Origin of the sequence: Rickettsia felis URRWXCal2 (genome assembly GCA_000012145.1) — a bacterium.
Lineage (GTDB): Bacteria > Pseudomonadota > Alphaproteobacteria > Rickettsiales > Rickettsiaceae > Rickettsia > Rickettsia felis.
Genome location: CP000053.1, coordinates 497,500 through 510,257 on the forward strand (window position 1 = coordinate 497,500; position 12,758 = coordinate 510,257).

Consider the following 12,758-nt stretch of genomic DNA (forward strand, 5'->3'; position numbering starts at 1 on the left):
TAGTTCGTTTATGTCATTCCTGCGAAAGCAGGAATCCAGGATAAAGCGAGATAAATCGAGCTTTTAAAAAGCTTTAAAGTACTAGATTCCTGCTTTCGCAGGAATGACATAGGCAGTTTAGTAGGAATATTAACAATATTAAGTAATAAGTAAAAACTAGGAATATCAATTCATGGAATGGCATAAGATACTTAAAGTTACTAGGAATATATTCGGTCATGCTATAATTCATCCGGTTGTTATTTTTTGTACCATTTGGATAAGCGGTGCATTTGTTGCAATTTTTACTAATGAGGTTGGAGCTTTAGGTGTAGATATAAATGCTATAAATATTGCTTATAAGTGGGCTTACTGGCTTATTAACGTTTGGGGGCAGTTAAAAATTGCCGACTATAATTATTTAAAATTGAAGCTACTTGCATCTCTTCTTGGTCCTGCTATTGTTGTCATAATATTTTACATTAAAAATTTTGAAAGAATAAAATCATTACAATTTTTTGAGCAACCGGAAAAAGTATATGGAGATGCTAGCTGGGCTAATCCGTCAGATATAGAGGCTGCTGGGCTTAGATCCAAAAAAGGTATGTTAATAGGTGTTGATGCCGGTGGATATTTTGTTGCAGACGGATTCCAGCATGCTTTATTATTTGCTCCTACAGGTTCAGGTAAAGGTGTGGGTTTTGTGATACCTAATCTGTTATTTTGGAGTGATTCGGTAGTAGTACATGACATAAAACTCGAAAATCACGGTTTGACGAGCGGTTGGCGTGAGAAACAAGGTCAGAAAGTTTTTGTATGGGAGCCTTCTAATCCCGATGGTATTACGCATTGTTACAATCCGATTGATTGGGTTAGTACTAAGCCCGGGCAGATGGTTGATGACGTACAGAAAATTTCAAATCTTATAATGCCGGAAAAGGATTTTTGGAATAATGAAGCACGAAGTTTATTCTTAGGTGTAACTTTATATTTAATAGCTGATCCTACTAAAACTAAATCTTTCGGTGAAGTAGTGCGTACCATGAGAAGTGACGACGTAGTTTATAATCTAGCGGTCGTACTCGATACGCTTGGCGGTGTAATACATCCTGTTGCATATATGAATATTGCTGCGTTTTTACAAAAAGCCGATAAAGAGCGTTCGGGTGTAATATCTACAATGAACTCATCGCTTGAATTATGGGCAAATCCGCTTATTGATTCTGCTACTGCATCTTCTGATTTCAACGTACAAGAATTTAAAAAAGTCAAAACAACCGTATATGTAGGACTCACTCCTGATAATATACAGCGTTTACAAAAATTAATGCAGGTGTTTTATCAGCAGGCGACAGAATTTTTAAGCCGCAAAATGCCGGATTTAAAGGAAGAGCCGCATGGGGTAATGTTCTTGCTTGATGAGTTCCCGACACTTGGAAAGATGGATACTTTTAAAGCCGGTATAGCTTATTTTAGAGGTTATAGAGTTCGGTTATTTTTGATTATTCAAGATACGCAGCAGTTAAAAGGAACATATGAAGATGCAGGGATGAATTCTTTCTTATCTAATGCAACATACCGTATTACTTTTGCTGCTAATAACTATGAAACGGCAAATTTAATATCGCAGCTTGTCGGTAATAAGACGGTAGAACAAAGATCATTTAGTAAACCTTTATTTTTTGACCTTAATATTTCTACTAGAACCCAAAACGTTTCTCAAGTTCAAAGAGCTTTACTTTTACCTCAAGAAGTAATACAGTTACCGAGAGATGAGCAAATTGTTTTAATAGAATCCTTTCCGCCTATAAAATCTCGTAAAATTAAGTATTACGAAGATAAATTTTTTACTAGTAGATTATTACCGCCGACTTTTGTACCTACTCAAGTACCTTTTGATCCTAGGGCAAATAATAATGAGGCTCAAGAAGAGACTGAAACAACAACTGCTCCGGAAAATAATGAGTAAGATCCAAAAATGCGTTCAGCTATTATTGATATCGGTTCAAATGCTTTAAGAGCTGTAGTTTATGAAAGTGATGAGCTTGGAGCTCCGGAAATTTTTAATTATAAATTTAGAAATTATCTTACAAATTTACTTAATTTAGATAATTTAGACGTAAAACATCAAACATATTTATCTCTACAATATCTTATCCATATTTTTACCAAACTGTCCGTTACTAATATTAGATGTGTTGCAACAGCTATACTTAGGGGGCATCCTAAAGCAGATGAATTCAAAGCTATAATTAAAAAGAGATTCAATATTGATATTGAAATTATCTCAGGTGAACGTGAAGCTTATTTAACAGCTGCCGGATTAATTTCCGGTATTAGTGATGCTTTCGGTATTGTAGCCGATCTTGGCGGTGGAAGTCTTGAGCTTGCTCAGATTGGAAATAAAAAAGTCGGTAAATTAAAATCATTGCCGCTCGGTACAAAAATTATTGCTAGTAGCAATTTTGGTGATGTTGGACTGATTACTAAAATGCTAGAGGAAGAATTTGGAGCTGCACATCATCCTAATTTATATTTAATTGGCGGTGCATTACGTCTAATGAGCCGTATATATATGGAGTCTATAAATTATCCTCTTAAAAATTTACATAATTTTGAAATAAATCGTGTAGAGTTTGAGTTATATTTAGAGAAATTATCGCAAATCGATAAATTAAAGCTGAGTTATTACGAGCAGAAAGCCATAAATTATAATGCAGTTCTAGTAATAAAAGCGATGATTAAGGTATTTTCACCGGAAAAGATTATTATCTCAAATTACGGTTTAAAAGAAGGAGTAAGATTTGATTCGTTACCGTCTCATGAAACAGAAAAAGATATTATTTATGAGAGGGTGAAGAGATTAGTAAAATTTGATAGAAATATATGTAAAATTGAAAAATATATTGAAGCAGTACAATATCTTTTAATTAATTCCGATGCTACGACTCTTATTATTATTGAACTCGCTATAATGCTAGCACAATATAATAAAAATATTGATAAAACGCTCAGAGCAAATTTTGTTTCGGAATTTATACTATCTTCAGATATTCCTTTTAGTCATAGACAGCGTCTTATGCTCGGCATTGCTCTTACGGTTACTTATACTGCTAAAACTGACATGCAGATTAATAAAATAGCTAAGAAAATGATTAGTAAAAGTGATTATTATAACAGTCATATAATCGGTTATTATATAAAAATTGCTAGAGAAATTGATGGACCGGAATTCCAAGAACCTTCTTTTTCGATTAAATTAAAAGACGATAAATTTTTACAAATTAATGCTTCAAATATCTTGCCTAAACAAGTTTTTGAAAAGGTTTGTGAACGTTTAAAAGATATAAGTTCTGCTAGAAAAAATATTAGTTATAATTTTAGTGATTAGGTGTTTTTTGGATCCCGTGGTCAATCCTATAGTACCGGACATTTTTTTTAAAGATCCCGATGTCATCCCCGCGAAAGCGGGGATCCAGACTAAAAAATCTTTAATTTTAAAGATTTTTTATTACATAGTTTTTGTAAAATAAAGCTTTTTTTAAAAGCTTTATTTTACTGGATTCCCGCCTACGTGGGAATGACATAGAACAAAAATTATCCGGTACTATAGGTCAAGCCATGGGATGACATCGAGTGTGTTTTCCGGTCTACACAACAAGACATTCCTGCTTTCGCAGGAATGACATCGAAATCTTTTTAAAAACTGTCCTGTACTTATTTTAAGCTCTCTTAGTCTACCTCCCAAATCATTATATAATCCTGAAAACAACAAATATATTAGGATATATGATAAAAAATTATTGGAAAAAGTTTTGGAAGAATAGTACTACCAAATCACAAAATTTTATTGAGCTAAACGACATTGCATACGGGAATTTAAAAAGAGTTAAGGTAGGCATAGAAGCTTATCGTGAAAATGTTATAGTATATAGATGTATTAATTTAATTGCCCAATCAGCGGGACATGTGCCGTGGAAAGTGCTTAAAAGTAGAACCGGAGAAGTAATATCAGAGCTTCCGGTACATTATTTACTAAAAAGACCGAATCCTGAAAAAGCCGGAGTGGATTTTTTTAGTGAGTTAATCGCAAGCAAATTATTATTCGGTAATAGTTATATTTTATCAACTCTGGATTCATATCCTAAAGAAATTTATTTACTACCGGCTCTTGCTACTGAGCTTGTTATAGAACATGACAATTTAGTTGCTTATAGATATAAAAGTAGCAAAGGTGATAGGATTTATAAGATTGACCATATAGCTAAGATGAGTAGAGTCTTGCATCTAAAAAACTATCATCCTCTAGATCAGCATTACGGGTTATCTTGTTTAGAAGCTGCTTCGCTTCCTATAGATTTACATCAACAATCTTTTTATTGGAATCATTCGTTATTACAAAACGGGGCGAGACCTTCCGGTGCATTAATAGTAAAAGATAGTAACGGTTATCTTAGCGATGAACAGTTTGAAAGATTGCAAGCCCAATTATCAGAGAAATTTAGCGGTAATAGTAATGCCGGTAAGCCGCTACTACTTGAAGAAGGGCTTGGCTGGCAAGAAATGAGTATCAACCCAAAGGATATGGATTTCATTGAATCTAAAAACTCTGCGGCAAGAGAAATAGCTTTAGCCTTTGGGGTGCCGCCGCAGTTACTAGGTATTAACGGCGATAACACCTATAGCAATATGCAGGAAGCTCGCCTTGCTTTATGGGAAGAAACGCTAATCCCTTTACTTGATAAAATTGCGGATAGTGTGAGTAATTGGTTTTCATATCTTTTTAAGGAAGATATTATTATTGATTTTGATCGTGATTCTATATCTGCATTAACCGAAAAGCGTGAAAATTTATGGGCTAAAATCTCTAATGCTAATTTCATGACTTTAAATGAAAAAAGAGCTTTTGTCGGACTTCCACCGATTATAAACGGTGATAGATTATGACTAAAGATATTAGCGATACGTTAAATAATTTGTATGACCTTATAGCGAGGCTTATTATTCTACTCGAAGATGAATTAGTACGTATTACATTGCATAAAAATGAAAATAATATAATAGATACCAAAAATGTTACTGAAACCTTAAATAAACTAGTTAACTTAATAGTACAGTTAAATAAATTATCTAATAGCCGTATAAGCTCGGAAAATTCAAAAATAGATGAAAAAGATAAAATGATAATAGATAATTTTTTAGAAAATTATAATTTAAAAAATCTTTTTTAGAAATGTTCACAGAACCTAATATCTTATCTAATCTTAACCTCCTGATTAATATGTTAATAGACTAAAAACCTAATGTTGTAAAAACACCTCATCAATTCAATAAATATATCATTACTTTATATAAAAATTAATAAATTAAAGGGTTTTAATATAAAGTTTTAGTCAATAAATCAACTATAAGGTTAAGAGTTATGAGGAAAAAATCTAGAATATTAAAAAGTTTTCTAGCAACCGCATCAATATTAGGTCTGTCATTGATCATACTGGTAAATGAAATATATGCAGCAGCTGTTAGTCAAATGGTCGGGGATGTTAATCTTAATAATCCGAATACTAATTTTAATCCACCATTTGTTGACGGTAATACTATTGAAGTGATTAATTCCGGTAATATAACTGTATCAAATAGCGGTACTTACAATATAGGTGCTATACGAGCTGACCAAGAAGTAACTACAATATCGGTCGGTAGCGGTAGCACGGATCTAGCTATAAATTTTACAATTGGTTCAATGTCCGGTGTTGTAAAGAGTTTGAATATTACAAGATTTAATAATGCTACTAATATAAATATTACTTTAAATGGTAGTGCAGGGGGCGGCAATATTCATCCAGTAAATGATTATAGTGCATTACAACAGGTATCATTTACACAGATGGGTGGGGGGATAGTGCAAATAGTATTAATTTGAATATTAATGCCCCAGTAACTCTAAATAGCACCTTTTACACTAGTGCATCCTCAGAAACAATAAATGTAAATGACGATGTTATAATAACTCAGCCTACTAAAGCCAGTGGTGCCGGAAATATGAATTTTAATATTGCCGGAGATAAATCACTTACTTTATCTGCTCCTAATTCGATTCAAGATGGAACAGGTGCAGGGAGAGTAAGGTTTAATTTTACAGGTGCAAATTCTGTCCTAAATATAGATGGTACTAATACTACAATTAGAGGGGCAATAACTAACGGAGCAAATGGAACATTAAATGTAAATGCCGGAGTTACTACGGCTACTGATTCAACTGTTACTACTATTCAAAAGACGAATATCGCCGATAACACTACTTTTAATATTGATAGTGTTAATAGTAACATGAATTTATTAAATAATGGAACAAGTATAGCGTTTAAAGGAGCAAGTTCAGAGTTAGATTTAATAAATACCGGTAATACGGATAAGCAGTTTACGTTATATTCTAATTTAAATCCATCAGATGCAGAAGATGAATATGGGATAGTAAGAGTAGAAGCAACTACAAATAATCTTACCATAGCAAATAATGGAGGACCATATACGATAGGGAAAGATAATACTCATCGTCTTAAAGAATTTGAAGTTAAAGGAGCAGGTAATATCGTAATTGATAATACGGTATTTACAAAGTTACTAAGTATGAATAGTACCGGACAGGTAACTCTTAATCAAAGAATAGATTTAGGAGCAGGCGGTAATATTGCATTTGGAGCGGATGGTACGCTGGTAGTAAACAATGGGATAACGGGAGATGTTGATTTTAATGATGGTGCCGGCACTTTAGTAATGTCTATTAACTTTGAAACTGGTAGTAAGTTCAGTAATGCGGCGAATGCTACAGTGCAAATATTTAATTCTTTAATATCTTTAAGAGATTCAAGTGCAGGAAATATAGGGAATATTATAATTGGAAATGATAATAGTTCTGCTACGCTTTACGCTAATTCTGGAATTAGTTTTACAGGGAATATGATTTTTGGTTCACAAGGAGGAAAGTTATGGGTGCATAATGATCAAGTGTCATTTTCAGGAAAGATTATTAATGGTATCAAGGCTGAATTATATTTAGAAAATAATTTTACAGCTTTAGATCCAAGTATTGGCAGTGTTAATACAGTTAATATAGTCGATAATAAAACTTATACTATTGATGCTAAAAACGGCAATGTAGATTTATTAAATAACGGGGCAAAGATAATATTTGAAGGAGCAGATTCAGAAGTAGATTTAGTAAATACAGGGAATGCAAATAAGCAGTTTATGTTATATTCCAACTTAAATCCATCAGATGCAGAAGATGAATATGGGATAGTACGAGTAGAAGCAACTACAAACAATCTTACTATAGCAAATAATGGAGGACCATATACGATAGGGAAGGATAATACTCATCGTCTTAAAGAATTTGAAGTTAAAGGAGCAGGTAATGTTATAGTTGCTAATCAGGTGTTTACAAAGCGATTTAACATGAATAGTACCGGACAGGTAACTCTTAATCAAGTATTAGATTTAGGAGTGGATGGAGAGGTAATATATAATCAGCCCGGTACATTAAATGTTAGCGGTGATAATCCTATTATAGGAAAGGTTAACTTTCAAAATGTTGATGATACTCTTAAGGTAAGTATAGGTTCTAATCAAGTTTTCGCAGCTAATATAGATAATATCAATAATGTAGATAATAATGGTTCAGTTATTATATCGCAAGGAGGAAATAATATAGCACAACCTTCTATTATAAATAGTGTTATAGGTATGAGTAATCCTATAAAGGAATTAATAATAAATAATGCAAATGAATATAGTCTCAATATTGTATTAAACGGGGAGGTCAAAGCGTCTAAGATTCAAGTAAATCGTACTAGTGGTAGTAACCCAAATATGCGGATGACTATAAATAATGATGTTACTGCTGATATAGAAGGCGTTAGCAATGGTAGTAATAATTTTGTATTAACTATTAATCAAGGAAAGACAGTTACCGGTGCAATAAATTCTATAAATACCGCTTCAACAACTATAAATTTGAGAGGTAGTGTTACGGGTCCAATAACCAATGCCACTACTATTAATTTCGATGGTACAGGAGATACAAAACTAGGTTCTACTGCAAATACTACAGATTTTATAGTAGCTAATGCTAAAGCTAATGTAACTGCCGATGGTCGTATGACCGGTAATTTAAGTTATAACGCAGCAGGTACGGTAGCAGCTAATAAAGGGATAACGGGAGATATCAACTTTAAAGGTAATGACGGAGTATTTAATTTAGGAGACGGTTCTACGATTGTTGGGGCAGTGACCAGTACCGACTCCGTTGCCGGTAGCTTGTATTTTATAGGTGATGGAGAGGTTACCGGTGGAGTAGAGGCAAAAAAAGTAGTGTTTAACGGTATAGATAATATAGAGGGGGCTGCAAATGCAGAAATATTTACTGTAGCAAACGTTAATACAAAAGCGGATATTACCGGAAAGATGGTAGGAAATATAGAATATACTGCTGCAGGTGCTTTAATTGCAAATGGAGGGCTAACAGGAAATGTTAACTTTAATAATAGAGGAGGGAGCTAAGATTATCGGTAGTGTTACTAGTACCGGAGGTGTGGCCGGTACTTTAGTGTTCATAGGTGATGGAGAGGTTACGGGAGATATAGGTACGGATGATGAAAATAAGCCTGATATTATAGAAATTTCCGGTGATAATACAAAACAAGTAACGTTAAGAGGAAATGTACTTGTAAATGATTTAGTTTTTGTTCAAGGTGTTGATTCTTCAGGTAAGGCAAATATTGAGAACGGTTTAGTTGCAAGAAGAGTAGTTTTCAATAATGAGAATGCAGATGGAGGTACATTAGTAATAAATGCACCATCTGCAGTTAATGCTATAGTAAATCCTAATAACGGTATGATAGTTCTGAATGCTGATTTTACAATTAGTGACCCAAGTGCCGGAGATATAAGGGAGATAAAAATAGCTGATAACATAAAATATACGATTGATGCTAAAAGTGGAAATGTAGATTTATTAAATAACGGTGCAAAGATAATATTTGAAGGGGCAGGCTCGGAATTAAATTTAATAAATACCGGTAATACGGATAAACAGTTTACGTTATATTCCAACTTAAATCCATCAGATGCAGAAGATGAATATGGGATAGTAAGAGTAGAGGCAACTACGAACAATCTTACTATAGCAAATAATGGAGGACCTTATACGATAGGGCAGGATAATACCCATCGCCTTAAAGAGTTTGAAGTTAAGGGAGCAGGTAATATCGTAATTGATAATACGATATTTACAAAGCAATTTAACATGAATAATACCGGACAGGTAACTCTTAATCAGGTCTTAGATTTAGGAGTAGGCGGTGGGGTATTGTTTGCGGCAGATGGCAAGTTAACGGCAAATAACGGGATTAGCGGCAGCGTAACAACGGCTACAAATGATACAGGCACATTGACGATAGGCACAGGGAATGTAACCGGAGCGATAGGCACGAATGGCGGTAGTAAATTAAAAGAAGTAAATTTTAACGGAGTAAGTAACGTAACAAGTATTGATGCAACAATTGTGAAGATTAGTAATGCAGCAGCAAACGTAACGGCAGCTGGGCAAATCAGTGGAGCAGTAAGTTATACGGCAGATGGCAAGTTAACGGCAAATAATGGAATTAGCGGCAGCGTAACAACGGCTACAAATGATACAGGTACATTGACGATAGGAGCAGGGAATGTAACCGGAGCGATAGGCACGAGTGGCGATAATAAATTAAAAGAAGTAAATTTTAACGGAGCAAGTAACGTAACAAGCATTGATGCAACAATTGTAAAGATTAATAATGTAACAGCAGCAGGGCAAATCAGCGGAGCAGTAAGTTATACGGCAGATGGCAAGTTAACAGCAAATAACGGGATTAACGGGGCGGTAACAACGAATGATACAGGTACATTGACGATAGGAGCAGGGAACGTAACCGGAGCGATAGGCACGAATGGCGGTAATAAATTAAAAGAAGTAAATTTTAACGGAGTAAGTAATGTAACAAGCATTGATGCAACGTGAAGATTAGTAATGCAGCAGCAAATGTAACGGCAGCTGGGCAAATCAGTGGAGTAGTAAGTTATACGGCAGATGGAAAGTTAACGGCAAATAACGGGATTAGCGGCAGCGTAACAACGGCTACAAATGATACAGGCACACTGACGATAGGAGCAGGGAATGTAACCGGTACGATCGGTACTAATGGGAAAAGTTTAAAATTAGTAAATATCGGAGCAAATCCTATTACGTTCTCATCTAATGTATTTGCTCCTGTTGCTTTAACTGATCAAAATTCACAATTAACATTAGCAGACGGTATTGTAGTTACCGGATCAGTAACCACAAAAAACAATACAAGAGGAGTATTATCGCTTGGAGTCGGAAGTAGCATAACGAACGGAATAGGAGCAAATAACTTCAGCTTAGAAAGAGTAGAGCTCAGAGCTGGAGCAAGCAGTTTAGGCGGTAATATATATGCTGGAGCTGTGAAGCTTATGGCCGATACTTCAGTCGTAACGCTTGAGGATAATGCAAAGGTTTATGGCAGTGTAACAACGAAGACGGACACAAAAGGTGTATTAGTTCTTGGTCGGAATAGCAGCGTTGCGGGTATCGGAGCAAACGGGTTTGCTCTTGAAAGAGTAGAGATAGGAGCGGGAGCGAGTAGTTTAAGAGGTAATATATTTACGGGAACAGTGAAGCTTATGGCCGATGATTCAGCTTTAACGTTAGAGGATAATGCAACAATTCACGGTAGCGTAACAACGAAGACTAATGAGAAAGGTATATTAATTTTCAGCCGGAACGGTAGTGTAACGGATAATATAGGGGAAAATGGAGCAGCTTTAGAGAAAGTAATATTTAAAGGTGTAGATACTATAGAAGGTGCGGCTTATGCTCAAACTTTTACTATAGCAAATGCAAATGCTAATGTCACGGTTAAAGGATTAATGACCGGTGACGTAAATTATGAAGCAGACGGTACATTAGCATCCGAAAGTATAATAGGAGATATCGACTTTAAGGGGACTAACGGAATATTTAGTATAAATGACGGTCGTGCAATTGATGGAGCTGTACTTAGTACCGGCGGGGTCGGTGGTATTTTAAATTTTAAAGGTAATGCTAATGTAACTCAGAATGTTGGTGCTGATGAAGAAAATAGCTCTGCTACTATAAATATCCAAGGAGATGATACAACAAATGTATCTCTAGCAAATGATGTATTTGTAGGTGGTGTTAATTTTACAAATAGTGGGAAACTACAACTTAGTAAGAGTTTCTCGGCAAAGAATGTTGATTTTGGAGCAAAAGGCGGTACTTTAGAGTTTAACGGTAATGATAAATATATTTTCAATGCCGTTATAGCAAACGGACAAACCGGTATATTAAATGTTTTAACTAAGTTAGCGGCTACGGATGCAAGCGTTGGTACGCTTAAAACAATAAATATAGGGAATGCTAATGCAGGACAGAGTTTTTTAATTGCAGTAAATAATGCTAACTTAGCTCTACTAACTAGTCCAAATAGCAGTATTAATTTTAGTAATGCAAATTCACAATTAACATTAACCGCTCCTGTAGATCAAACTGTTACGCTTGCTAACAATTTAAAAGGTGGTGGTATTGTTACTTTAAACGGTAATGGTCATAATTTAGTTGTAAGCGGTAAGAACGGAGCAATGCTAGGTACGGCAGGTAATGAGTTAGCTGAATTAAATATTAAGGGGGACGTTACTATCACTAATAATTTGGACATCCATAATATTAATAAGTTAAATATTCAAAAAGGAGCATATTTTACCGATCAAAGTTTAACGTCCGCTAAGGTTGCTGAAATAAATATAGGTCAGCTAATAGATAAAACTTCATATGCAGCTACTTATGCTTTAGACGCCGTAAACGGTGATTTCGAGTTAAATACCGGCGGTATGAAGTTTATACATGAAGATTCGGCATTAGATCTTAAAAATAGCTCAAATGCTAATGATCATACTATAAATTTACAAACAGAAATATATGTTGAGAATATAGTATTGGATATTCATGCTATTACGCTTAATAGAGTAAATGCAAATATTAGATTTGAAGATGATACCATATATACCGCAACGGGGAATATAGAAAGTGATATCATAGATTTCCAAGGTAAAGCAGGTGTAATTAATATTGCTGATAATGTAAAAATTGATAGTAGAGTTACAAGTACTGCTGATACGAGTGGTATATTGAACTTTGAAGGGGCAGGGGAAGTTACTAAGCTAATTACTAATATAAAAATGTTAAAAACAGGTAACGGTAATGTAGCATTAACTGCCGGCGGTGATTACTCTATCGGTGAGATTCAAGGTAACGGTAATAATAATTTAACTTTTGGTCCTAATTCTAGATTAACGACAACTTATATTAATAAGACCGGCGGGTAGGCTGTAAATTTAATCTTTACCGACGGTGGTAGTGTTCGTAATGCCGTTGGTTCAAATGCGGCAGTGTCGGTGATATTATCGTAAAAGCAGGTGCGGTAAATTTTGGCAGTACCGTTAAAAGTGGCAATATTATAATGTCAAACGGTGCAGAAATAGAGGTTAATGATAATATCATCGCTACCGATATTGCAGGTGAAAATGAGAATGACGGTACTTTAAAATTAAACAACAAAGCCCCTATTAATATAACCGGTACCATCGGGAATAATAATAGTTTAGGTATAGTAGAAGTAGCCGGTAAAGACGTTACTATTACA

The 12,758-nt window shown here is 34.6% G+C and carries 8 protein-coding genes; all 8 read left to right on the forward strand.

Going from position 1 to position 12,758, the window contains the following annotated elements; all coding sequences use genetic code 11:
- Positions 1-172 precede the first annotated feature (172 nt).
- Positions 173-1,948, forward strand: a complete 1,776-nt coding sequence (locus RF_RS02525; protein ID WP_011270801.1) for a type IV secretory system conjugative DNA transfer family protein — start codon at positions 173-175, stop codon at positions 1,946-1,948.
- A 9-nt stretch (positions 1,949-1,957) separates the two neighbouring features.
- A complete protein-coding gene (locus RF_RS02530) occupies positions 1,958-3,370 on the forward strand; it encodes a Ppx/GppA phosphatase family protein (RefSeq protein ID WP_011270802.1) in 1,413 nt (470 codons plus the stop codon).
- 398 nt (positions 3,371-3,768) lie between these two features.
- Positions 3,769-4,926 carry a phage portal protein gene (locus RF_RS02535; RefSeq protein WP_011270803.1) on the forward strand — a complete coding sequence of 386 codons (1,158 nt, stop codon included), beginning with the start codon at positions 3,769-3,771 and terminating at the stop codon, positions 4,924-4,926.
- Entirely contained in the window at positions 4,923-5,210 is a 288-nt protein-coding gene (locus tag RF_RS02540) for a hypothetical protein (RefSeq protein ID WP_011270804.1), read from the forward strand. Before RF_RS02535 ends, RF_RS02540 begins: the two co-directional genes overlap by 4 nt.
- Positions 5,211-5,464: 254 nt before the next feature.
- Entirely contained in the window at positions 5,465-5,902 is a 438-nt protein-coding gene (locus tag RF_RS02545; RefSeq protein WP_143549675.1) for a hypothetical protein, read from the forward strand.
- A complete protein-coding gene (locus RF_RS02550) occupies positions 5,899-8,541 on the forward strand; it encodes a beta strand repeat-containing protein (protein WP_011270806.1) in 2,643 nt (880 codons plus the stop codon). The genes RF_RS02545 and RF_RS02550 overlap by 4 nt, the downstream gene beginning before the upstream one ends.
- Positions 8,510-10,036 carry a beta strand repeat-containing protein gene (locus RF_RS02555; RefSeq protein WP_011270807.1) on the forward strand — a complete coding sequence of 509 codons (1,527 nt, stop codon included), beginning with the start codon at positions 8,510-8,512 and terminating at the stop codon, positions 10,034-10,036. The genes RF_RS02550 and RF_RS02555 overlap by 32 nt, the downstream gene beginning before the upstream one ends.
- Positions 10,033-12,441 carry a beta strand repeat-containing protein gene (locus RF_RS11310; RefSeq protein WP_011270808.1) on the forward strand — a complete coding sequence of 803 codons (2,409 nt, stop codon included), beginning with the start codon at positions 10,033-10,035 and terminating at the stop codon, positions 12,439-12,441. The genes RF_RS02555 and RF_RS11310 overlap by 4 nt, the downstream gene beginning before the upstream one ends.
- The last annotated feature ends 317 nt before the right edge of the window (positions 12,442-12,758 follow it).